The 22355-nt window shown below is 63.4% G+C and carries 21 protein-coding genes; 7 read left to right on the top strand and 14 right to left on the bottom strand.

Annotation, left to right across the window (positions count from 1 at the left end; all coding sequences use genetic code 11):
* Nucleotides 1–54: 54 nt before the first annotated feature.
* A complete protein-coding gene (locus tag LB543_RS20185) occupies nucleotides 55–966 on the top strand; it encodes a LysR family transcriptional regulator (protein ID WP_224615316.1) in 912 nt (303 codons plus the stop codon).
* On the opposite strand, the gene LB543_RS20180 is transcribed toward LB543_RS20185, so the two are convergent.
* From LB543_RS20180 to LB543_RS20145, 8 genes are all read right to left on the bottom strand, one after another.
* Nucleotides 967–3291, bottom strand: a complete 2325-nt coding sequence (locus LB543_RS20180; protein ID WP_224615315.1) for a Tex family protein — start codon at nucleotides 3289–3291, stop codon at nucleotides 967–969.
* A 128-nt stretch (nucleotides 3292–3419) separates the two neighbouring features.
* A complete protein-coding gene (locus tag LB543_RS20175) occupies nucleotides 3420–4598 on the bottom strand; it encodes a serine hydrolase domain-containing protein (protein ID WP_224615314.1) in 1179 nt (392 codons plus the stop codon).
* Between the two features lie 33 nt (nucleotides 4599–4631).
* Entirely contained in the window at nucleotides 4632–5828 is a 1197-nt protein-coding gene (locus tag LB543_RS20170; RefSeq protein WP_224615313.1) for a serine hydrolase domain-containing protein, read from the bottom strand.
* Between the two features lie 65 nt (nucleotides 5829–5893).
* Nucleotides 5894–6928, bottom strand: coding sequence for an extracellular solute-binding protein (locus tag LB543_RS20165; RefSeq protein ID WP_140755876.1), 1035 nt, complete (start codon nucleotides 6926–6928; stop codon nucleotides 5894–5896).
* Nucleotides 6929–6950: 22 nt separating this feature from the next.
* Nucleotides 6951–7751, bottom strand: a complete 801-nt coding sequence (locus LB543_RS20160; RefSeq protein ID WP_140755878.1) for an ABC transporter permease — start codon at nucleotides 7749–7751, stop codon at nucleotides 6951–6953.
* A complete protein-coding gene (locus LB543_RS20155) occupies nucleotides 7744–8664 on the bottom strand; it encodes an ABC transporter permease (RefSeq protein ID WP_140755880.1) in 921 nt (306 codons plus the stop codon). Before LB543_RS20155 ends, LB543_RS20160 begins: the two co-directional genes overlap by 8 nt.
* Nucleotides 8664–9758 (bottom strand): ABC transporter ATP-binding protein, encoded by a 1095-nt coding sequence (locus tag LB543_RS20150; protein ID WP_140810498.1) that lies wholly within the window; start codon nucleotides 9756–9758, stop codon nucleotides 8664–8666. The genes LB543_RS20155 and LB543_RS20150 overlap by 1 nt, the downstream gene beginning before the upstream one ends.
* A 140-nt stretch (nucleotides 9759–9898) precedes the next feature.
* On the bottom strand, nucleotides 9899–11578 hold the full coding sequence (locus LB543_RS20145) for an amidohydrolase (RefSeq protein WP_224615312.1): 1680 nt from the start codon (nucleotides 11576–11578) through the stop codon (nucleotides 9899–9901).
* Between the two features lie 259 nt (nucleotides 11579–11837).
* Between LB543_RS20145 and LB543_RS20140 the strand changes: the two genes are divergently transcribed.
* The 4 genes from LB543_RS20140 (at nucleotide 11838) to LB543_RS20125 (ending at nucleotide 15494) form a co-directional block, all read left to right on the top strand.
* Nucleotides 11838–12491, top strand: coding sequence for a TetR/AcrR family transcriptional regulator (locus tag LB543_RS20140; protein ID WP_140810500.1), 654 nt, complete (start codon nucleotides 11838–11840; stop codon nucleotides 12489–12491).
* Nucleotides 12492–12514: 23 nt separating this feature from the next.
* Nucleotides 12515–13546, top strand: coding sequence for a histone deacetylase family protein (locus tag LB543_RS20135; protein WP_224615311.1), 1032 nt, complete (start codon nucleotides 12515–12517; stop codon nucleotides 13544–13546).
* A 470-nt stretch (nucleotides 13547–14016) separates the two neighbouring features.
* Nucleotides 14017–14727 carry a helix-turn-helix transcriptional regulator gene (locus tag LB543_RS20130; protein WP_224615310.1) on the top strand — a complete coding sequence of 237 codons (711 nt, stop codon included), beginning with the start codon at nucleotides 14017–14019 and terminating at the stop codon, nucleotides 14725–14727.
* Nucleotides 14724–15494, top strand: coding sequence for a helix-turn-helix transcriptional regulator (locus tag LB543_RS20125; RefSeq protein ID WP_224615309.1), 771 nt, complete (start codon nucleotides 14724–14726; stop codon nucleotides 15492–15494). The genes LB543_RS20130 and LB543_RS20125 overlap by 4 nt, the downstream gene beginning before the upstream one ends.
* A 20-nt stretch (nucleotides 15495–15514) precedes the next feature.
* Here the strand turns inward: LB543_RS20125 and LB543_RS20120 are convergent, their stop codons facing one another.
* From LB543_RS20120 to motA, 6 genes are read right to left on the bottom strand one after another with little or no spacing between them, the layout of a single operon-like run.
* Nucleotides 15515–15949 carry a hypothetical protein gene (locus LB543_RS20120; RefSeq protein WP_224615308.1) on the bottom strand — a complete coding sequence of 145 codons (435 nt, stop codon included), beginning with the start codon at nucleotides 15947–15949 and terminating at the stop codon, nucleotides 15515–15517.
* Nucleotides 15946–17028 carry a flagellar biosynthesis protein FlhB gene (gene flhB, locus LB543_RS20115; protein ID WP_140810504.1) on the bottom strand — a complete coding sequence of 361 codons (1083 nt, stop codon included), beginning with the start codon at nucleotides 17026–17028 and terminating at the stop codon, nucleotides 15946–15948. The genes LB543_RS20120 and flhB overlap by 4 nt, the downstream gene beginning before the upstream one ends.
* Before the next feature lie 3 nt (nucleotides 17029–17031).
* A complete protein-coding gene (locus LB543_RS20110) occupies nucleotides 17032–18045 on the bottom strand; it encodes a flagellar motor switch protein FliG (protein WP_224615307.1) in 1014 nt (337 codons plus the stop codon).
* Nucleotides 18046–18088: 43 nt separating this feature from the next.
* Nucleotides 18089–18475, bottom strand: a complete 387-nt coding sequence (gene fliN, locus LB543_RS20105; RefSeq protein WP_224615306.1) for a flagellar motor switch protein FliN — start codon at nucleotides 18473–18475, stop codon at nucleotides 18089–18091.
* Between the two features lie 17 nt (nucleotides 18476–18492).
* Entirely contained in the window at nucleotides 18493–19440 is a 948-nt protein-coding gene (locus tag LB543_RS20100; protein ID WP_224615305.1) for a FliM/FliN family flagellar motor switch protein, read from the bottom strand.
* Between the two features lie 32 nt (nucleotides 19441–19472).
* Nucleotides 19473–20348, bottom strand: a complete 876-nt coding sequence (gene motA / locus LB543_RS20095) for a flagellar motor stator protein MotA (RefSeq protein ID WP_140810508.1) — start codon at nucleotides 20346–20348, stop codon at nucleotides 19473–19475.
* Nucleotides 20349–20505: 157 nt separating this feature from the next.
* Between motA and LB543_RS20090 the strand changes: the two genes are divergently transcribed.
* Nucleotides 20506–21627, top strand: coding sequence for a DUF1217 domain-containing protein (locus tag LB543_RS20090; RefSeq protein WP_224615304.1), 1122 nt, complete (start codon nucleotides 20506–20508; stop codon nucleotides 21625–21627).
* Between the two features lie 2 nt (nucleotides 21628–21629).
* On the top strand, nucleotides 21630–22355 hold the full coding sequence (flgF, locus tag LB543_RS20085; RefSeq protein ID WP_140755908.1) for a flagellar basal-body rod protein FlgF: 726 nt from the start codon (nucleotides 21630–21632) through the stop codon (nucleotides 22353–22355).

Raw genomic sequence — 22355 nt, 5'->3', positions numbered from 1 at the left:
CTGAAAAAATCAAACGAAATTGCTTCACGGATCAATGAGCGTTAGGAATAGATCATGAGTGTTCAGCGCCGCCTTTTGCCCAACATCAGCGCCCTCGCTGCCTTCGAGGCGGTGGCCCGGCTTGGGTCCTTCACCGCCGCCGCGCAGGAGCTTGACTTGACCCAGGGCGCTGTCAGCCGGCAGATCAGGCTATTGGAGGATCAGTTCGGCCGCCGATTGTTCGAGCGCGACAGTCGCAACGTCCGCCTGTCGACGGCAGGCGAAATCTATGCCGAGGCGGTACGCTCGGCACTTGGCCAATTGCGCGACGCAGCGCTCGGATTGATGAGCAATCGACATAGCGGTATCCTGAACCTGGCCATTTTGCCGACCTTCGGCACGCGCTGGCTGATGCCGATGATCCCCAATTTCGTCGAAAGCAATCCCGACATCACCATCAACTTCGTAACCCGCGTCGGCCGCTTCGACTTCGCCAGGGAGAGGCTGGATGCGGCCATCCACTACGGCTTGCCGGACTGGCCGGAAGCCCACTCGACGCTTCTGGTGCGCGAAACCGTGGCGCCGGTGGTGTCGCCGGAATTCCTCGCCGGCCGCGCCATCGCCACGCCGGCCGACATCGGTCGTTTGCCGCTGCTGCACATGACGACCCGCCCCGGCGCATGGACGGAATGGTTCGAAAATCAGGGGCTGAACGCGCCGACCGGACCAGGCATGCAGTTCGAACAGTTCGGCACGGCCGCCCAGGCCTGCATGGCGGGGCTCGGCGTGGCGCTGTTGCCGCTGCTCCTCATCGAGGGTGAATTACAGCGCGGCCAGCTTGTGCCAGCGCCCGGCCAGCCGATGCAAAGCCGCAGCGCCTATTACCTCGTCGTTCCCCACGACAAGCGCGGCTATCCGCCGGTTGCCAGTTTTCGAGACTGGCTGCTGGGGCAACTTGAGAAGGAGCCGGCCGTTCTGGCATGGTAGCTACTTCCGCTTCAGCGCATCCGCCAGCGCCGCGCCGAACGCACCTTGCTGTGCCGGCCGCTCCGGCTGGCGCTGCGGCGCCGGCGAGCGTGGCGCCGGCCTGCCGCCGCCATTGTCGCGCGGTCCGCCCTTCGATGCGCCGCCCTCGCCGGCATCCTTGCGCATGGAGAGTGCGATGCGCTTGCGCTTGATGTCTACATCGACGACGCGCACCTTCACCACGTCGCCGGCCTTGACCACCTCATGCGCGTCCTTGATGAAACGGTCGGCCAGTTGCGAGACATGCACCAGCCCGTCCTGGTGCACGCCGATATCGACGAACGCGCCAAACGCCGCGACGTTGGTGACGGTGCCTTCCAGCAGCATGCCGGGCTTCAGATCCTTGATGTCGTCGATGCCGTCGGCGAAGGTCGCCGTCTTGAAGCCGGGGCGCGGGTCGCGGCCTGGCTTTTCCAGCTCGGCAAGAATGTCGCGCACCGTCGGCAGGCCGAAACGCTCGTCGACGAAGACGCGCGGGTCGAGCGCCTTCAGCGCGGCACTGTCGCCCATCAGCGCGCGGACATCGCGGCCGCATGCGGCGACGATCTTCTTGGCCACGCCATAGGCTTCCGGATGCACCGACGAGGCATCGAGCGGCTCGCTGCCATTGGCAATGCGCAGGAATCCGGCGGACTGTTCGAACGCACGCGGCCCAAGCCGTGCCACCTTCAGCAGATCCTTGCGGCTGGCGAACGGGCCGGTCGCATCGCGATGCGCGACGATGGCTTCGGCGAGCGACGCGCCGAGGCCCGAAACGCGCGCCAGCAAGGGCGCCGAGGCGGTGTTGAGATCGACGCCGACCGCGTTGACGGCGTCCTCGACGACAGCCTCCAGCGAGCGGCCGAGCCGGTACTGGTCGACATCGTGCTGGTACTGGCCGACACCGATCGACTTCGGCTCGATCTTGACCAGTTCGGCCAGCGGATCCTGCAGCCGCCGCGCGATCGACACCGCGCCGCGCAGCGACACGTCGAGGCCGGGAAACTCGGCCGCCGCCGTCGCCGACGCCGAATAGACCGAGGCACCCGCCTCGCTGACGATCACCTTGAGCGGCTTCGGGCCTGCCCCCGCGGGCATGTCCGACAGCATGTCGGCCACCAGCTTCTCCGTTTCGCGGCTGCCGGTGCCGTTGCCGATCGAGATCAGCTCGACCTTGTGCTGGCGGATCAGCGCGGCAAGCTCGGCCTGCGTGCCGCGCACATCGTTGCGCGGCGGAAACGGATAGACCGTCGTCGTTGCCACCAGCTTGCCGGTGCCGTCGACCACCGCGACCTTGACGCCGGTGCGGATGCCTGGATCGAGCCCCATCGTCGGCCGCGAGCCGGCGGGAGCCGCGAGCAGCAAATCCTTCAGGTTGCGGGCGAAGACATGGATCGCCTCTTCCTCGGCCCGCTCGCGCAGGTCGCGCATCAGATCGAGCGTCAGGTGCAGCGACAGTTTTATCCGCCAGGTCCAGCCGGCGACCTCCATCAGCCAGCGATCGCCCGGCAGGCTGCCGCCGATGGCATAGGCATTGGCGATCATCCGCTCGACCGGCTTCACCGGCGAGGTGTCATCCGCGTCGACCTCGATATCGAGCGACAGCACCTCCTCGTTGCGGCCGCGCAGCATGGCCAGCGCGCGGTGGCTTGGCGCACTGGACCAACGCTCGACATGATCGAAATAGTCCGAGAATTTCGCGCCGGCCTCCTGCTTGCCGTCGACCACCCTGGCGCGCAGGAAGGCGCGCTCCTTCATGTAGCTGCGCAGCTTGCCGACCAGATCGGCATTTTCGGCGAACTGCTCCGACAGGATATCGCGCGCGCCTTCGAGCGCGGCCTTGGTGTCGGCCACCTCTTCGGTGACATAGGCGAGCGCAACTTCCGCCGGCACCAGCGAACGATTGTTGAGAATGGCTTCGGCCAGCGGCCCCAGCCCGCGCTCCCTGGCGATCTCGGCCTTGGTGCGGCGCTTCGGCTTGTACGGCAGGTATATGTCTTCGAGCTCCGCCTTGGTGGCCGCCGCCGCGATCTTGGTTTCAAGCTCTTCGGTCAGCTTGCCCTGCTCACGGATCGAGCCCAGGATGGTGTCGCGGCGGGCGTCGAGCTCGCGCAGATAGACAAGACGCTCGGCAAGGTCGCGCAACTGCGTGTCGTCCAGCCCGCCGGTCACCTCCTTGCGGTAGCGTGCCACGAACGGCACTGTCGCCCCTTCATCGAGCAGTCCGATCGCCGCGGCCGCCTGTTCGGGCCGCGCCTTGATTTCGGCCGCGATGATGGCTGCGATGCGCTTGATGTCGGATGCCATGTCATTCCCACTCTCGTCGAAAAGAGCGGCGACCATAAGCGCACACGTTCAGTCCGCCAACCACCCGCGCATCCATCAGCGCGGCGGGTCCACAGGAAAGCAGCCTCTAATGTGGCCGTCGCAGCGCCTTAGACCATCAGGCTCAGCGCCTCGAAGAACGCGACGATCTCAATGTCCAGCGGATCGTCGACCGGCTCCGGCTGCGACGACATCTTGGCGATCACCACTTCGGTCCTGGGATCGACATAAAGCCATTGGCCGTGGATGCCGATGCCGCAATAGGCACCATTTTCGAAGCCGGTCTGATACCATTTGTTGCGGTAGCGGCCTTTCGGGAACAGCGGCAGCATGGCACCACGCTGCCAAGCTTCCGAGCTGCCACCGGTGCTGGTGGTGTCGCGTACCCAGGCCTCGGGCACGATGCGGCGGCCATTGGCTGTGCCGCCCTGCCGCATCATCTCGCCGATGCGCGCCAGGTCACGTGGCGTCACCGAAATGCCGCCGGCGGTGCGTGCCGTGCCTTCCATGTCGACACCGATGGAGGCCTCGCTGACGGCGCCAAGCGGCAGCCACAGTTTTTTGCGCATCAAATCGCAGAAGCGCTGCCCTGACGCGCGTTCCAAGAGAAGGCCGAGCAGGTCGGAATTGGGCGAGCGGTAGCGGAAGGTCTGGCCATGCGGCTCGGCAAGCCGCTGCAGGGTCAGGATGAATTCACGCAGGCTTTCGGTGCCGCCGCCGGGATTCCACAGCGTCGCGCGGCGATAGCGGGCGAAGGCGCTTTCCGGATCGAGATAGGCCTCCTCGAAATCGAGGCTGACGCTCATGTCGAGCACATGCCGAACGCTTGCATCGCCATAGGCCGAGCGCACAGCTTCCGGAATGTAATGCGTCACCGGCGCTTCAGGGTCGAACACCCCCTCGCCTTCCAGTATGCCGGCGATGATCGCGGTCACCGACTTGCTGATCGAGAAGATGATGTGGCGCGCGCCGAAATCCATATGCGGCGCGAACCAGTCGCCAACGATCTTGCCGCCCTTCATCACCGTCAGCGCGTCGGTGCTGGAGCGCAGGAGGAATTCAGCCACCGTCTCCGGTGCGCTCGCGACCGTGACCTTCTCGCCGAGCAAGCCACTGAGGTCTCGCATCGGCGCCTCGACACCGGCCGGCGCCGTCACGCGGGCGGTTGGCACCAGTTCGCCGAGATTCTGGAACGACCACCGGTTGAACGGACCCACGCGCCAGTTGCCGAGCAGCACCTCGTTACGGCGGAATCCGTATCGTGTCTCGAACGCGGTCTTGCCGGTCATGGCGTTTCCTTCCAGTCTTTTTCTTCTTGAGGTTTAGGCGAGCGCCGCGGCGATGGCGTGCACGGCCTTCAGCGTTGCCACGGAATAGGCCATGTTGCTGAAATCCGGGTAGGTCGACAGCTTCACCACCACCATTCCTGTGTTCCAGTCGATGTGGATCAACTGTCCGAACACGCCACGGCACATCAGTGCCCGCGAACTGGAATTCTCGATCCAGAACTGGTTGCGATAGCTGCCATCGGGCAGGCTGGCGGAGAAATCCGGACCATGCTTGCCAGTGCGCGTCGCCTCGATCCAGTCGGCCGGCACGATGCCGCCGCCATTGTCGAGGATCAGCTGGCCGAAGCGGGCGTAGTCGCGCAGCGTCGCGTTGAAGCCGCCATCGGCCAGCGCATAGCCGGCGCTGTCCACGGTGAAGCAGGCGCTTTCATCGGCGCCGAGCTTTTGCCAGAGCTCCTCGGAAAGCAGCTGCGCCAGCCGCTTGCCGGTCACCCGTTCCATGATGAAGGCGAGCACGTCCGTCTCGATCGAGCGATATTCAAACCGAGCGCCGTGCCGGCGCACGGTCTCTTTCAAGCCCAGGATCAGCTCGAACATGTGCGAAGGCCAGCGGAAATCCGGATCGCTGCCGGGCGGCACCGGCTTCCAGCCGGTGGCGACATCGACCTGGCCGATGTCCGAATAGCGGTCGGTGTATTCCTCGGAGAACCGTACGCCGGTCGTCATGTCAAGCACGTGCTGGACGCGGGCGCCGGCCCAGCCGGTGACGCCGAGTTCCGGCAAATAATCGGTGACCGGCCTGGCCGGATCGATCAGGCCGCGCCCGGCCAATATGCCGAACACCGTGCCGGTGACGGACTTCGCCATCGACTGCGACAGATGCAGCGTGCGCTCGTCCATGCCATTGAAATAGCGCTCATAGGCTATCCTGCCGTCCTTGAGCACCAGGAAGCCGTCCGTATAGGTCTCGTCGAGCAAACCGGCGAGTGTCGAAGGCCTGCCCTCGCTGTCTTCTACCGCCAGCCCGTCGAGATCGACTTCGGCGCGTTCGATGCGGTGGCGGTGACCAGCGCCACGCCAGACTTCGGCGGTCGGCAGAATTTCCCTGATATGCTGGAAAGCCCATCGGTTCCACGGTGGCCGGTCCCAATCGAGCCTGGGCGGCACCATGGCGGACGGCGAGCCCTGCATGATCGGCGGCCGCGGATCGCTGTTGCGATAGGAGTCCATGAAAGGCCATTCCCGGAAAAGAAAAGACCCGGCGGCGGGTGCCGCCGGGTCCCTTGTGTCTGTGACTACTTCTGCAGTTCGGTCCAGATCTTGGTGTAGATGTCCTGGATTTCCGGTGCGCACATTTTCTGGAATTCGCCTTGTGGCTTGGCGGCGGCCGGAATGACCACTTCCGGCGCGTCCTTCATGTCCGCCGGCATGTACTTGTCCGAGCCGGTGATGGCGTTGGCGTAACGGTGGAAGGCAGAGAGGCCCGCCGCGTTTTCCGGATCCATGATGAAGTTCTGGAACAGCTTGGCGTTCTCGACGTTCTTGGCTTCCTTGAGAACGACGACGTTATCGCTCCACAGGCCATAGCCTTCCTTAGGATAGTTGTAGTGGATGGCCGGATTGGCCAGGCGTTGACGCAGAGCCGAACCGTTCCAGTCGCTGGTTGCCTTGAAGTCGCCGGCGCCCATCTTTTCGATGGTGTTGTACTCCATGGCGATCCAGTTCGGCTTGGCCGCGACAAGCGTATCGCGCACCTTCTTCAGAACCGCCTTGTCGTCGGTGCATTGCTGGCCACCGACATATTTGATCGCCGCGAAGATGACGTCATTCATCTCGGGAACGACGTTGACCTTGCCCTTGAGCTCGTCCGGCGTGTTGAAGATGATGCCCCAGCTGTCGGCCGGCCCCTTGTAGACGTCGGTGTTGACGACCACGCCGACAGTGCCCAATGCCCACGGCACTGAGTATTTGCGGCCTGGATCGAAGTCGGGATTGGCCCATTCGGGCGCGACGTTCTTGAAGTTCTCCATCTTGCCGGGATCGGTCTCGAGCACGAGGCCTTCCTTGATCCAAATCGGCACGTAGGTCTGCGAAGGCACCGCTATGTCGAAGCCGGTGCCGCCCTGGCGGACCTTGGCCAGCGCGGTGTCGTTCGAGTCATAGTCAGTGATAGTCACCTTGATGTTGTATTTGGCCTCGAACTTCTTGATCACGTCGGGGCTGGTATAGTTGCCCCAATTGTAGATGTTCAGTTCGCCATCGGCGCGGGCGATGCCCGTCGAAGCGAGCAGCGCCAACCCCATGGCGCTCGCTGTTGTCTTCCAGTTCATGGTTTCAACTCCCATTTCAGGTTCAGTCTCGTTTCCTGCTGACGAAGAAAAACAACGTGACGATCGCGACCGAAAGCAGCAGGAAGGCGGTCGATATCGCGTTGATCTCGGGTGTGATGCCGCGGCGGATCTGGCCGAGCATGTAGGTGGGCAGCGTGTCTTGGCCGCCCGATTTGACGAATTCGGTGATGACGACGTCATCGAGCGAGATGACGAAGGCCAGCATCAGCCCGGCCAGGATACCGGGCCACAAAAGCGGCAGCGTGATCCGGCGGAAGGTCTTCCACGGCGTCGCGTAGAGGTCGGCCGCGGCGCGTTCCAGCGTCAGGTCCATATTCTCCAGCCGCGCCCGGATCGGCAGATAGGCAAAGGGAATGCAGAACGCCGTATGCGCGGCGACTAGGTAGCCGATGCCGGAGTAGCCGGTGAAGATCTTGATGCGCGAGAAGAAGATCAGCAGCGCCACGCCGGTGACGATCTCGGGCACCATCAGCGGCTGGTTGATCGCCGCGTATTTGAAGGTCAGGCCAGGATAGGACGCCGTGCGCGTGGTGGCGAGCGCGGCCATGGTAGCAAAGATGGTCGACAGCACCGCCGCGATGGAGCCGATCTGGAACGAACGCAGCGTCGCATCGATGACCTGCGTATTCTGGTATGCCGACTGGAACCATTTCAGCGAAAAGCCGCCCCATTCCGAGGTCGAGCTTGCCGCATTGAAGGCGTAGATCACCAGCACGAAGATCGGCAGATAGAGCACGATGAAACAGGTTGCCGCGATCGCGGTGAAGCCCGGCTGGTGCTTGATGGAGAAGTTGCTAGCCATGCCGCACCCCCGACTTGCCGGCATTGCGCACATAGGCAAGCAGCGCCACCATGACGATGATCATCACCGTGATCGACAGCGCCGAGCCCAGCGGCCAGTTGCGGCCCTGTCCGAACTGCAACTCGATCAGGTTGGACAGCATCATGTTCTTGCCGCCGCCAAGCACGCTCGGCGTCACATAGGCGCCCAGTGCCGGAATGAAAACCAGGATCGAGCCGGCAATGACGCCGGGTTTGACCAGCGGAAAGATGATCTTGCGCAGCACCTTGAAGCGTGTCGCATAGAGATCATAGCCCGCCTCGACGAGGCGAAAATCGAGCTTCTCCATGCTGGCATAGATCGGCAGCACCATCAGCGGCAGGTAGACATAGGCCATGCCGATGAGGATCGCCGTGTCGGTGTAGAGGATCTGGACCGGTGCCGAGACGATGCCGAGCTTGAGCAGGATCGTGTTGACGATGCCTTCGTTGCGAATGATCTGCAGCACGGCGAAGGTGCGGATCAACAGGTTCGTCCAGAACGGGATGGTGATCAGGAACAGCCAGAGATCCCTGGTCTTTTCGCTGCGCGTCGCCATGAAATAGGCCGTCGGGAAACCGAGCGCCAAGGTGGCGAGCGTCGTCACCACCGCGAGCTTGATCGAGCGCCAGACGATGGTGACGTGCGCCGCCGCGAGCGACAGCGTGTCGTCGAAAATATCGCGTTCCAGGAAGACCGATGTCCAGGCGTCGGATGAGAACTGCCATTTCACGTCGCCATAGGCGCCGGGGGTGAGGAACGAATAGACCAGCACGATCAGCAGCGGGCCGGTCGCGGCAAACAGAATGACCAGCAGCGCGGGCGCTGACAAAAGCCAGCGGTCACGGACATCGCGCCGTTCCGCTGCCTTGGCGACTTCTTCCGCTGTCGCCATCAGTCCCTCAGCACTTGCGCGGCGTCGTTGCCGATCATGATGCCGACCTTGTCGCCGCGATCGAAACCGCAGCCGGCGCTGCGCGTGTTCTGCTGGCGCACGGTGAAGGCCTCGCCGCTGTCGAGATGGACATGTATATGCGTGTCGGTGCCGAAATAGACGATGTTCTCGACCGTGCCCGACAGGTCGCCCTTGTCCTTCGTCAGCTTGGCATGCTCGGGCCTCACCACCACGGTGGCATTGTCTTTCGGCTGGAAGCCTTCTGCGACGGTCGCCTCGATGATCGCACCGGATTTGAGCGTCGCGCGCGCCTTGCCCTTGCCGGCGCCTGAGATGGCGGCGGTGAGGAAATTGGTTTCGCCGATGAAGTCGGCCACGAAGCGTTCGGCCGGCTTGTCGTAGATGTCCCAGGGCGAGCCGACCTGCAGGATCTTGCCCGACGACATCACCGCGATGCGGTCCGACATAGTCAGCGCTTCTTCCTGGTCATGGGTGACGAAGATGAAGGTGATGCCGGTCTCGTTCTGCAGCCGCTTCAGTTCGATCTGCATCTCCTTGCGCAGCTTGTAGTCGAGCGCCGAGAGCGGTTCGTCGAGCAACAGCACCTTCGGCTGCGGCGCCAGTGCCCGGGCCAGCGCCACGCGCTGCTGCTGGCCACCCGAAATCTGGCCGGTGCGACGGCCCGCCAGCGCTTCCATCTTGACCAGCTTCAGCATCTCGGCGACACGCGCCTTGATCTCGCCCTTCGGCTTGCCCAGCATTTCCAGGCCAAAGCCGATATTGTCGGCGACCGTCATGTGCGGGAACAGCGCGTAGGACTGGAAGACGGTGTTGACCGGCCGCTTGAAGGGCGGCAATGGCGCGATGTCCTGGCCGTAGAGCAGGATCTCGCCGGCGGTTGGAAAGTCGAAGCCGGCGATCAGCCGCAGCAAGGTGGTCTTGCCGCAGCCGGAGGGTCCCAGCAGCGTGAAGAACTCGTTCTCGCGGATGGATACCGAGACCTTGTCGAGGGCAGCGACCTGCCCCTCACCCGATCCGAAAATTTTGCTGACGTTTACTACTTCAATCGCATTCCGATCCGGTTTGTCCGGCACGATTACGCCTCACTGTTGACCCCGCTCTTGCTGGCGGAGTTTGTCCCCTGTTGGATGTGACCACATGGCCGGTAGGTTGGCAAGCCCGGCATTGAATCACAGTTCAGTCAGTCTTTTAGCCAGCAAGCCTCATGCCATTATCAGGCCTGATAGGTGACCTTGCCGCCGCAGATCGTCGTCACCGGCCGCAGCTTGTGCAGATCGGCCGGCGCCGTCTTCTCGATATCGGCCGACAGCACCACCAGATCCGCCACATAGCCTGATTTCAGCATGCCCTTGCGGTGCTCGGCGAATTCGGCATAGGCGCCCTCGACCGTGTAGGCGGCGATCGACTCTTGCAGCGAGAAGCTCTGGTCGGGATCGCTTTCTGCCCAGGGTTTGCGCAGTACTGCCGCCTGGATGCCCAGGATCGGGTCGATCGGCGAAACCGGCCAGTCCGAGGCGAACACGACATGGGCGCCGGCGTTCTTCAAGGTCCGCCAGGCATAGCTCAGCGGCCAGCGGGCCGGGCCGATGCGCGACACGGTCGGCTCCAGCGGAAAATCCATGGCGCCCGGCGGATGCGGGGGCTGCATGGAAGCGATGACTCCGAGTTCGGCAAACCGCGGCACGTCCGCCGTGGTGGTGACCTCGATATGCTCGACGCGATGCCGGCTGTCACGCCTGCCATTGGCCTTTTGCGCCGCCTCGTAGCCATCGAGCACGGCACGCACGGCGCCGTCACCGATCGAGTGAACCGCGATCTGCAGCCCGCGCCTGTCGATGGCGACAGCCAGATCGATGAACTGCTGCGGCGTGAACAATGGCTCGCCGACCCAGTCAGGGCGGTCGGCATAAGGCTCGACCATCACCGCCGTCCAGGAATCGAGCACGCCGTCATAGAACACCTTGACCATGCCCGATGACAGCCACTCGCTGTCGTAGCGCTCTGCCATGACAGACGCCTTGTTTAGCATGTCGAGCGTCATGAAATTCTTGTAGTGGAAGGGGATCCGCACCCGACAGGGCAGCCCTTCCTCGGCCTCGATCTCGGCCAAGAGTTCGAGCTGGTAAAGATTGCCGTCCATGTTCTGGATAGAGGTGATGCCGTGGCGCGCGCACCAGGCAAGCCCGCGCCGCATGATGTCGCGGTCGGCAGCGCGTTCGGCGGCCGACGGCATCGGGTTGGGCTCGCCGCCGGTCGCCAGGCCCAGTCGCACGCGGCCTTCGCCGGCAAGGTCGAGAACCGGGCCGAACGCCTCGCCCTCGCGCAATTCGCCCGCTGCCAGGCCATCGTCGCCCATGACGATCTCGTTGCCCGGCCCAAGCGTGCGCCCGTTGAGGATGCCGGCGAGTTCTAGCGCCTTGGTGTTGGCCCACATCGTATGATGGTCGGGGGCGGCCATGACGAAAGGTTGGTCCGGCAGGATCGCGTCGAGATGGTGGCGCGTCACCCGCTCGTCGTCGAGCACGGTGTAGTCGACGCTCTGCCCGACCAGCATCCGCGCGTCGGGGTGCGTCGCTGCATAGCCGCGGATCGCCTTCTGCAGCGCCTCGAACCCGTGCACCCCAGCCAGTTGCAGATGGGCAAGCTCGGCGGCGCCCGAAAACAGATGCATGTGGGCTTCGATGAAGCCGGGCAGGACCGATCCGCCAAGCGCGTCGATCACCTTGGTGCCCGATCCCTTGAACTCTTCGATGGAGGTGCTGCTGCCGATGGCGATGATGGCGCCGTCCTTGACGGCAACGGCCTCGGCGGCGGGATTGTCACCGTCCATGGTCAGCACACGACCGTTGATGACAATCAGATCCGCACTATCACCCGCACCCGTGACCGACATCGCGACTCCGCGCTTTTGACGACTGACAGAGACCGGCAAAGCTCGCGTCCAACGACCCGCCACACCACGGAGCGGGACCGTCGGATAACGAATGATGCCGGCGCGCTGTCTTCGAAATTCCCCTTGTTATCCCAAGAGACAGCGTGGATAAAGAATGCGACTGATTATTCGCGTTTGTCAACATGCCGGATTTAGAATGTATTGTGGACAGCACGCTCCGCCTGTGTTGGGACCAGGCGGGGTACGAGGGCATCAAGCAGTGAAGCGCAGTCTCGACCGCAAAACCAGGATAGCGCTCGAACCGCGCAAGCAGCCTCGGCAACAGCGATCCAGCAAGGTGGTCGACAGGATTCTCGACGCCGCGCTTATCCTGACGCGGGAGCAAGGAACCAAGACGCCGACGACGCTCGCCATCGCGCAGCGCGCGGGCCTGTCGGTCGGTTCGGTCTACCAGTACTTTCCCAACAAGGAAGCCATTCTTCTGGACCTAGCACGGCGCTGGCTGTCGTCCTTTCCCGAGGTGATCGCTAGGCGCATCAAGGTCGCCGCGCCCACCAACCGCGAAGAGTTTCGGCGCGAAGTGCGCAAGCTCTTCATCGACACGTCGAAGCTCTATCTCGAAAACGCCACCCTGATGCCGGTGATCGAGGCCATCTCAGGCAATGCCGACCTGCGGCCGATCCAGAACGAATATGACGACCAGATCATCGCCCTCTATGCGGCATGGCTGCAGCATGTAAACCCGGCGCTCGAAGGCAAGATCGCCAGCCGGCTCGGCGTGGTGATGATGGAGGTCGGGCATGCCTGCCGGCTCGTGGGGCTGAAGAAGGACCGCAGGACATTCGACCTCATCGAGGACGATGTCGAAACCATGTGGCTCGCGCTGCTGAGCCCCTATCTCAATCTTGGTTGATTTCGCGCTTCGAGAGGAACTTCATGAAGACTGTCTATTCGCCGCTTCACGCCGGCCACGCCGGCCAGATGGAACTGGTTACCTCGGCCATCGTGCCCGGCTTTGAAAAGCCCTCGCGCGCGGAGTTCATCAAGGCGCGGGTCGAAAGCGAGAAGCTCGGTCCGATCATCGCGCCGGTCGAGCACGACCTTGCCGCCGCCAAGCGCGTCCACAGGGCCGACTACATCGACTTCCTGCCGACCGTCTGGCCGCAATGGGTGGAATCCGGCTTCACGGGTTCGGCAATGCCGTTCACCTGGCCGACGCGCGGCCTGCGCGGCGACGTGCCGCCCAAGCGTATCGACGCCCTGCTCGGCTACTATTCCTTCGACGGCGGCGCCACTTTCGTCGAGGGCACCTGGGCCGCGATCAAATCATCCTACGACGTCGCTCTGACCGCGGCCGGCCTGGTCAAGGACGGCGAGAGATCGGCCTTCGCGCTCTGCCGTCCGCCCGGCCACCATGCCGGCGCCGGCTTCATGGGCGGCTATTGCTACATCAACAACGCGGCGGTCGCCGCGCAATGGTTCCGTGACCAGGGCGCCAAACGTGTCTCGATCCTCGACGTCGATTATCACCACGGCAACGGCACGCAGGAGATCTTCTATGACCGCGCCGACGTGCAGGTTCTCAACCTGCACGGCGATCCGATGGTCGAATACCCCTTCTTTCTCGGCCATGCCGATGAGCGCGGCGCGGGCCCGGGCGAAGGTTTCAACATCAACTATCCCATGCCCTTCGGCACCGGCTGGGAGGCCTGGAACGCATCACTGGAAGATGCCTGCGCCAGGCTGGCCGCCTACGCGCCCGACATCGTCGTCGTCTCGCTCGGCGTCGACACCTTCGAGAAGGACCCGATCAGCCAGTTCAAGCTGAAAAGCCCCGACTATCCCAAGATCGGCCGGCGCGTCGCCAAACTCGGCCTGCCGACGCTGTTCGTCCAGGAAGGCGGCTACGCCGTCGAGGAGATCGGCATCAATGCCGTCGGCGTGCTGACCGGCTTCGAGGATCGTTAGATCTCTCGTCCAGAGGAACCAACGGTCCGCACGGAAGACAGACAAGGAAGGGTGGCGCCAGCCGCCCTTTTTTTGCGTCGACCTGGCATTGCATGCGCCCATCGCAAACGCGATGACCGGCCTGCCCGGCTCGACGTCCCGCCCATGGAAAGGCACGGAGATCGGCCCCTGAGTCGCAGGCCGAGTCCATCGGATTCGATTTTGTCAAATCGCGTTTGATGTCGGATTCATCTGCGGGTAGATTAGACCCGAATCAGCCGGTCCTCGGGGGGCGCGGCAACCACCCAAAGTCTCACGTTCCGGACTTCTCCGGCGCCAGACGCGGATGTCTTCGCGTGCCCTGAATGGATTCCGTCTGGTTGGGCGCGGCCCCGCGCCTCGTGTGTCTCGTAAAAGTAACGCGTTTTCGGGTTCGGCGGCTGGCTCCCCAGCAACCGGACATCAGCATCGATTCCGGCCAAAAGCAGCAGATGAGCAGTCCCGCCGCGCCTCTTCAATCCGACACATTGGGCTCGCGCCTGACGTCGCGCGGTGATCTCACCAGCTTCTTCATGGAGCTGACCGCCGAGATCGGCGCCGACAGCTACATGCTGGTCGCCATCGTCCATGACCAGGACCGCAACGATGCGCATATCGTCTCCTCGAATTGGATCTTCGACGCCATCGAGCTGATCGGCAAGCGGCTGATCGCAAGCCTTGCCCAGGGACCGCTCACCGCCGCACCCGGTATCCGTCCGACACCATTCGTGGCGGCCGAGGCGCCGGATGCCGAGGGGCTGGTCTCGGGCGAAGAGGCCCGGCTCCTCGACGTGCTCGGCCATGCCGAAATCTATTCACTGCGGCTGAATGTCGGCCGTCGGCGCCTGTTCGCCTTGTTCTCGGCGGCGGCGGCCGGCCAGATCGACCAGCCGGCGCTGATGAAGGCGCAACTGAAATGCTGCTACGCGCTCTCGCACATTCCGCAGTTGATCGCCGCTTCGGCCATGCAGGATCCGCTCTCGGATCGTGAGCGTGAATGCCTGTTCTGGGTCTCGGAAGGCAAGACCACCGACGAGGTGGCAGTCATCCTTGGCGTCTCCTCAAACACCGTCAACAGCTACATCACCCACGCCATCCAGAAATTCGCGGCCAGCAACCGCGCGATGGCCATCGCCACGGCGATCAGGAGTGGCATCATTTGAAACACGCCGACATCAAGGACGCCGCGGAAGCCCTTTTCAACGAGCAGCGCAGCCCCTTCGGCGCCTTCTCGCTCGGATCCGAAACACATCACGCCGTCACCATTCCCGATGCGGTGCGCCGCTGCCGCTGGATATCAGTCGACATCAACGCCTCGGCCTTCGGCCTGTTCTTCGTCAGCCCGTCGCCGGAGCGCGACCGGCTGGTCCCGTGCTTTGATTCCGATTATCCCGGCATCGCGGTGGCGACGAAGTTCATTTCAGGGGCCAATGGCGAGGACATCGTTCGCCACAGCCGGATTTCGACCGAGCCGCGCTGGTGGACGGACGATGGCGTGGCGGCCATGGCCGACATGTTCGGCAGTCTCGCCTGGACCGGACAGATGGCGCCGCTGACACCCGGATCGAGCGGCATTGCCTTTCCCGTCCATGCCGATCGCGGTCAATGCGGCCTCGTCGTCTTCCAGGGATCGGAGATCGCGCTGCCGCAGGATGCGCTCTACGAAATCCACGCTCGCTGCTTCTCGCTTTTTGCCGCGGTCGCGCGCATGCGTCCCGGCGATGCCGGCAGAATGCGCTCGATCTCCAAGCGCGAGCTCGAATGCTTGAAGCTGACCGCCAACGGCAACACCAGCGAGGAGATCGCGCGGCTCCTGAAACTGTCGGTGCACACCGCCAACCAGTACCTCACCCAGTCGACCCAGAAGCTCAATGCCGTCAACCGCAACCAGGCGGTCGCCAAGGCGCTGCGGCTGGGGCTTATCGAGTAATCGCTGTCGGCTGAAGCGCCTTAAAATGCCAGCGGTTCGACTTTGCGGATGCGGGCCTGTTCGATCACCGCCTCCAGCAGCGCCGTATTGTGCTCTGGGTCTTCGCCCGGTTTTTCAAACGACACGTAATTGACCACGACCGTATTGCCGGTCTCGCTCAGCGTCAGCTGGAAATAGACGGTCACGCCGGGTGGCCTGAGCTCCAGGTCGAGCACGATGCGCGGGCTGCCGCTCCAGTCGACATGCGCTTCGCCGCCATGGCCGAGCCTCAGCGTACCCGGCATGAAGAACAGCTCCACCGCTGAATCGACCAAGTCCGACAGGCAGGCGAAATGCTCCAGCCGAATGAAGGCGATATAGTCGGCGACATCGATCAACCTCAGTTCGCCGACCACCTGTTCGATGGCGCTGGCGACGATGATCTCACGGGATTTTGCGTGCGGTTGCCGGTTCATGAAATCTGTCTGCGCTCAGCCTTTTTCGAGTAGACGATCCGCACCAGTTCGGCGACGGCCTGGTAGAATTGCGACGGGATCACGTTATCGACCGAAACTTGCTTGTACATGGAGCGGGCGAGCGCCACGTCCTCGAAGATCGGGATGTTGTGTTCCTTGGCGATCTCGCGGATTTTCAGCGCCACGATGTCCTGCCCTTTCGCCACCACGAGCGGCGCCGAATCCTCGTCGCGCACATATTTCAACGCGATCGAGAAGTGGGTCGGGTTGGCGATGACAAGCGTCGCGCGCGGCACCGCCGTCATCATCCGCTTGCGCGCCCGGTCTCGCGCCAGCGAGCGCAGCCGCGACTTGACGATCGGGTCGCCCTCGGCCTGCTTGAACTCGTCCTTGACCTCCTGCTTGCTCATGCGCAGGTCCTGCTTCCAGTGGAAGCGCGACCAGACGACGTCGATCGCCGCGATCAGTCCCATGACGAAGACGATCGCCACCAGTATGTCGACGGCGATGCCGCGGATGACGAGACCGAAAGCGACCGGATTGGTGATCATCCCGGCAAGCAGCTTGCGGTGATCCTCCGACAGCGTGAAGGTGAGCACGGCGATGGCAAAACCGACTTTTGCAAGGGACTTCAGGAATTCGACCCAGCCCTGGGCGCCGAACATCCGGTTCCAGCCCTTGACGATCGAGATACGAGACATCTGCGGCCTGATCCGCTCGCCGACGAATTGCGGCATGTTCTGCAGCACCGAGGCACCGATGCCGGCAACGGTCAGCAGCACCAGCAGGCTGAGTACGGCGCGGCCCACTTCCAGCATGACAATCTTGTAGAGCTCGATGACATCGGTCTCGGTGTCCATCGGCCAGGCCTCGGGCTTCTCCAGAAACATCGACAGGAACATGCCGAGCTCGACGATGGCGTCCTTGGCATAGAAGACGGTGAACACCAATATGGCGACAAAGGAGGCCAGGATCGCGGTCTCCCTCGAATGGGGCAACTTGCCCTGTTCGATTGTGTCGCGGATCTTCTTTTCCGTCGCCTCTTCGGTTTTCGAATCCTTGTCGGCGGCGTCGGACATGCCTTAGGCGGCGTTCTGCGTCGAGGGAAGTTCGAAAGCGCCTTCGCGCGACAGCCGGATGGTGGTCGTCACGATCGTCTTGCGTGCCGTCATGATGTCGGCGGCGGGGACACCGTCCGATCCTTGCCCGAGTTCGGCCTCGATCATGCGCCGGGAGCGGGCGCCGATTGCCGACAGCACCGCTTCGGCCAGTGCCGCCGACGTGCCGCGCAGCGCCAGCGTGACAAGCTCGGTCGACAGCCCGTCGAACAAAAGCACGCGCGCCTTCTGGGTGAGCAGCGGCAGGTCGTCGAAAGCGAACAGCCGGGCCCGAACGCCGTCGAGGTCGGGCGTGCCGGCGGCTTCGAGATCCTGCATGACCTCGTCGAGCAGGGGCTTTTCCAGCTCGTTGAGCACGCTGGCGACGCGCGCCTGCCCGGCCGAAGTGTCCTTGGTCGAGGTGTCCGACAGCACGCTGGCGCGCAGCCGGTTCTCGACGATCCTGGTGGCGGCGGCCGGAACATTGGCCATCGTCACCATGCGCTTGATGATCTCGCCGCGCATCGGCTTCGTCAGCGTCAAGAGCACGCTCGCCGCCGCCTGCGGCGCCAGTTTCGACAGCACCATGGCCGCCGTCTGCGGATGTTCGCCCGCGAGGAAGGCGCCCAGCCGCGAGGGTTCGAGCTTTTCGAGATCGGGCCAGATCGGCGGCGGCCCTTCGGGCGCCGCCTCCGGCTTCTGGTTGCCCATGATGGCGCTCATCTCTTCGGGCGAGAGCGACTCGTTGAGGATCGTGTCCATCCTGTCGGCGGAATCGAGCAGGCCCGCGCCCTCGGTGAATTCGGCCTCGAATTCGGCGACGATGCGCTCGAGATCGCTCTGCGGAATGGTCCTGAGCAGCCGGGCGCCCTCGATCAGCGCCTTCAGCTCTTCCTGCTTGAAGAATTTCAACAGGCGGCTGGCCGACGGCTTGCCCATCGCCACCAGTATGGCGGCCGCCTTCTGTGCGCGTGTCAGGGTCGTCAGCGGCGTTGTCATGCCTTTCGCCTCCGCTGCCATCGGCAAGCCCTGCCAGCCATGTCTAGGCGCCCTTCGTGCCGGCGATGATTTCGGTCAGCCTGATGCCGAAGCGCGAAGGGTCGCTTTCGAGCACGGTGATCTCGCCGCGCGCTATTTTGCGGCCGTTCACCACGACATCGACCGGTTCGCCGATGCGTCGGTTGAGCGCGACGGTCGAACCCTTCTGCAGCGCCATCAGATCGGAAACCGCCATCTCGGTGCTGCCGAGGATGATCTGGACATCGACGGGGATGTTCATGATGACGCTTGAATTGGCCGATGCCGCGTCCCTTGCCGCCATCTCCGGGCGCTGCTCTTCTTCGTGCAGGACCCCGCGCAATTCCTCGATGGCACGATCGAGCCGCTCGTCCGGCTGGTCGAGCTCTGGTTCTACCTTGGTCTTGGCCATGCGTCGTCTCCAAAAGCTCAGGCGCGCCCGGCACCAGCCGGCATGAGCCCATCGATGAAATCCTGCCCGGCATCGAAAGGATGCTTGATTCGGACGGTGTAATTCTGCCCCAGTTTGCCGAACTCGCATACGAACAGCGTCTGGCCGCGCGCACTGAGGCGAGCCCGTGATTGCGCCGTCTCGTCGAAGTCGATGACCTGGCCCACTTCGAGATCGGCGAGGTCTCCGAGCGTCAGCCGTGCCAGTGGCATGGTGGCTTCGAGCGCCACGGTCGAGCGCATCACCTCTTCCGAAAAGCGTGCCCGCCAGCTGGTGCCGTGATCATCCGCGCTGACGCTGGCCGTACCGTCGCGGCCGGCCAGCACGATACGCTGCGGCATCGTCACCGTGATCGAGCCGCTGTCGACCGGCGTCGAGATGCCGAGGACGATGCGGATCGCGGCACCGTCGCGCAACACGTGCCGCCTGGCCTCGATGCCCGACATGGCCCGCGGCGCCGGCAGCCGCAATTCGAGCGAGCGCCGTCCCGATCCGTTCAACGCCTGCGCCACCTCCTGGAACACCATGGTCGAGACATCGGCCTCGATCGACGACAGGTCGCGCTCGATCGGCGACACCGGCATGTCCGGGTCGCCGCCGAACAGCGTCGAGACGATGATCGCGATCGCGGGAGCGTCGATGACGAGGGTCATCGCGTCCGAGGATGCCGGCGAGCCGACAACGGTCATGGCGAAGGTATCGCCAGCGCGCGAACGCGCCTCGGGAACACGGCTGACCTCCACGGCCCTGAGATCAACGCTCACGGGAGCGCCCAGCTCGCTCGAGAGCGCCTTCTGCAGCAGCGGTACGGCCCGTTCGGCCATGGCGCGGCCGGCGTCGATGACCTGGTCGGCCTCGCCGCTGTCGCCGACCAGACGCTCGATGATCAACGAACGCGCTTGCGAGGGGCTGCCCGGACTGGTCATGACAGTTTTGGCACCGGTCTGTCGCGCATCGCTCAGGCGGCCTTCTTCTCGGCGCCGCCGGTGTTCATCGTGCTCTGCTCGACGGCGTCGATAGTCGGCCGTTCATAGGAGGAGATGGTTTTGCGGCCGAACTCGATCGCCACCTGCGGCAGCGCACCGTTCATGTAGGCGAGTAGCGTCTGCTTGACGATGATGTAGAGGCGGTTCTTCTTCTCGCGCACCGTCTTGATCTTGGTGGCGACAGGCCCGACCACCGCGTAGGACAGGAAGATGCCGAGGAAGGTGCCGACCAACGCCGCGCCGATCAGGCCGCCGAGGATTTCCGGCGACTGGTCAAGCGCACCCATCGCCTTGACCACGCCGAGCACGGCGGCGACGATGCCGAGCGCCGGCAGGCCGTCGCCGACCGCGACCAGCGCGTGATAGGCTTTCATCTTGTCGGACTTGATGGTCTGGATTTCCTCGTCCATCAGCGCCTCGATCTCGTGCGAGCGGGCATTGCCGATGATAATGATGCGGCAGTAGTCGCAGATGAAATTCATCAAATCGTGGTTCTTGAGCACGGTCGGAAAGGCCTGGAAGATCGCCGACTCCTCCGGATTGTCGATATGCGCCTCGACCTCGCTGCGCGACTTGGAGCGCAGCTCGCGCATCAGGCTGTGCAGCACGCCGAGCGTTTCCAGATAGTCCTGCTCCTTCGGCACAGCCTGCTTGAAAGCTTCGAGAATGCCCTTGCCGGTATCCTTGACCGTCTTCATCGGATTGGCGACAAGGAAGGTGCCGAGCGCCGCGCCGCAGATGACCACGGCTTCCCATGGCTGGACCAGCACGTGCAGATGCCCGCCCATGGCCATGAAGCCGCCAAGGACGCAGCCGAGCGTCACCACAAGTCCAATCAGAATGCCCACGACCGGTCCTTCCGCATTTCACGTCGGACAAGGGATAGTCCCCGTGCCTTGTGTGAGGCTTGAATCCGAGCCGCCATGGGACCGAAAATTGGCGATTCAGTTTCGCGCAAGGAAGTGAGCTTATTGTGCTGGCATAGCTTCGGCCGGAGGCGTGTCCTTGCTCAGTACCTATACCAGCTACCAGTTGATCACCAAAGACATCAACAAGTCGATCGACCGCATCGAGCAACAGCCGACGGTCGATCGCGATACCCAATATTATCTCGCCAACATCACCAAGGTGAAATCGATCGACGATTTCGTCAACAATGATCGGCTGTTCAAATATGCCATGAAGGCCTACGGTCTCGAGGATATGGACTACGCCAAGGCGTTCATGGTCAAGGCGCTCAAGGAAGGCGTTTCCGATTCCAACAGTTTCGCCAACAAGCTGACCGACAAGCGCTACGCCGCCTTCGTCAGCGCCTTCAACTTCGCTGCCAACGGCGCCGATGCGACGATCTACAACAAGGCCCAGCAACTGGTGACGAAGAACTACGCCATACAGGCGCAAATCGCCGGTCTCGATCCGAATTCGGACTATGTGAAGGGCGAGACGACGTATTATCTCGCCAACATCACCAAGGTGAAGTCGGTCGACGACCTTATGTCGAACAGCCGCCTTTACACTTACGCGCTGGCCGCGTACGGCCTCGATTCGGCGACGGAGGACAAGGACCTTATCAAGCAGGTCCTGCAAGGCGGCGTGCGCGATCCCGACAGCGTCGCCAACAAGCAGACGGATCCGGCCTACGCGGGACTGGCTACGGCCCTCAACTTCGAACAATACGGCGAGAATGCCACCACCATCAATCCAGCGCAGCAGCCGACCGTCGACAAATACATGCGCCAGACACTGGAAGAGGATGCCGGCCAGACCAATGAGGGCGTGCGGCTGGCGCTCTATTTCCAGCGCAAGGCACCCGACATCACAAGTTGGTACGACGTGCTGGCCGACACCGCGCTGGCCAGCGTCGTGCGCACCGCGCTGGGGCTGCCCGATTCCTTCGCCACCGCCGACATCGACAAGCAGGCGCAACTGTTCGGGCAGAAGCTCGACATCTCGGATTTCACGGATCCCGTGAAACTGAACAAGTTCCTGACCCGCTTCACCAGCATGTACGAGATCAACAACCCGACCTCGCCGGCCGTGACATCGATCAGCGTGCTTTTCGCCCAACCGGTCGCATCGGGCATCTCCACCGACCTGATGATGGCCATGCAGAAACTGAAGTTCTGATCATGCGAGACAGTCTCTACGTCGCCCTCTCCGCGCAAATGGCCCTCGAGCGCCGACTCGACACGATCGCCGACAATGTCGCCAACGCCAACACCGTCGGCTTTCGCGCCACGGGGGTGAAGTTCGCGGACGTGGTGTCGGGTACCGGGCAGAAGTCGGTTTCGTTCGCCTCCTCCGGCAAGACCTTTCTGTCGGGAGCTCACGGCTCCATGACGGAGACCGGCAATCCATTCGATTTCGCCATCCAGGGCAACGCTTGGTTCGCCATCGACACGCCGGCCGGCACCGTCATGACCCGCGACGGTCGTTTCTCGATGAACGAGAATGGCGAGCTGATGTCGGTCGAGGGCCATCCGGTGCTCGACGCCGGCGGCGCGCCGATCCAGCTCGATCCCCGCAACGGTCCGCCCAAGGCCGGCGCCGACGGCTCGCTGCGCCAGAACGAACAGCTCGTCGGCTCGATCGGCCTCTACAATTTCGACCCGGGCGAGAATTTCGTGCGCTACGGCAATTCCGGCATTGTGCCCGCACGCACGCCCGAACCGGTCACCGACCGCTCCGACATCGGCGTCGCGCAGGGTTTCGTCGAGGAATCCAACGTCAATCCGGTGCTGGAAATGACCCGGCTGATCATGGTCCAGCGCGCCTTCGAGAACACCGCCGCGCTGATGCGGCAGACCGATTCCTCCACCGACGAGGCGATAAAGACGCTCGGCTCGAAGTCATAG

Source organism: Mesorhizobium sp. ESP7-2, from assembly GCF_020164715.1.
Classification (GTDB): domain Bacteria; phylum Pseudomonadota; class Alphaproteobacteria; order Rhizobiales; family Rhizobiaceae; genus Mesorhizobium.
Note: the sequence above shows the minus strand (reverse complement) of the source record. Positions and strands in the feature narration are given on the sequence as shown.

Coding starts and splice junctions, on each gene's coding strand:
- LB543_RS20185 (WP_224615316.1), top strand. CDS start 55: ATGAGTGTTCAGCGCCGCCTTTTGCCCAACATCAGCGCCCTCGCTGCC.
- LB543_RS20180 (WP_224615315.1), bottom strand. CDS start 3,291: ATGGCATCCGACATCAAGCGCATCGCAGCCATCATCGCGGCCGAAATC.
- LB543_RS20175 (WP_224615314.1), bottom strand. CDS start 4,598: ATGACCGGCAAGACCGCGTTCGAGACACGATACGGATTCCGCCGTAAC.
- LB543_RS20170 (WP_224615313.1), bottom strand. CDS start 5,828: ATGGACTCCTATCGCAACAGCGATCCGCGGCCGCCGATCATGCAGGGC.
- LB543_RS20165 (WP_140755876.1), bottom strand. CDS start 6,928: ATGAACTGGAAGACAACAGCGAGCGCCATGGGGTTGGCGCTGCTCGCT.
- LB543_RS20160 (WP_140755878.1), bottom strand. CDS start 7,751: ATGGCTAGCAACTTCTCCATCAAGCACCAGCCGGGCTTCACCGCGATC.
- LB543_RS20155 (WP_140755880.1), bottom strand. CDS start 8,664: ATGGCGACAGCGGAAGAAGTCGCCAAGGCAGCGGAACGGCGCGATGTC.
- LB543_RS20145 (WP_224615312.1), bottom strand. CDS start 11,578: ATGTCGGTCACGGGTGCGGGTGATAGTGCGGATCTGATTGTCATCAAC.
- LB543_RS20135 (WP_224615311.1), top strand. CDS start 12,515: ATGAAGACTGTCTATTCGCCGCTTCACGCCGGCCACGCCGGCCAGATG.
- LB543_RS20130 (WP_224615310.1), top strand. CDS start 14,017: ATGAGCAGTCCCGCCGCGCCTCTTCAATCCGACACATTGGGCTCGCGC.
- LB543_RS20120 (WP_224615308.1), bottom strand. CDS start 15,949: ATGAACCGGCAACCGCACGCAAAATCCCGTGAGATCATCGTCGCCAGC.
- flhB (WP_140810504.1), bottom strand. CDS start 17,028: ATGTCCGACGCCGCCGACAAGGATTCGAAAACCGAAGAGGCGACGGAA.
- LB543_RS20110 (WP_224615307.1), bottom strand. CDS start 18,045: ATGACAACGCCGCTGACGACCCTGACACGCGCACAGAAGGCGGCCGCC.
- fliN (WP_224615306.1), bottom strand. CDS start 18,475: ATGGCCAAGACCAAGGTAGAACCAGAGCTCGACCAGCCGGACGAGCGG.
- LB543_RS20100 (WP_224615305.1), bottom strand. CDS start 19,440: ATGACCAGTCCGGGCAGCCCCTCGCAAGCGCGTTCGTTGATCATCGAG.
- flgF (WP_140755908.1), top strand. CDS start 21,630: ATGCGAGACAGTCTCTACGTCGCCCTCTCCGCGCAAATGGCCCTCGAG.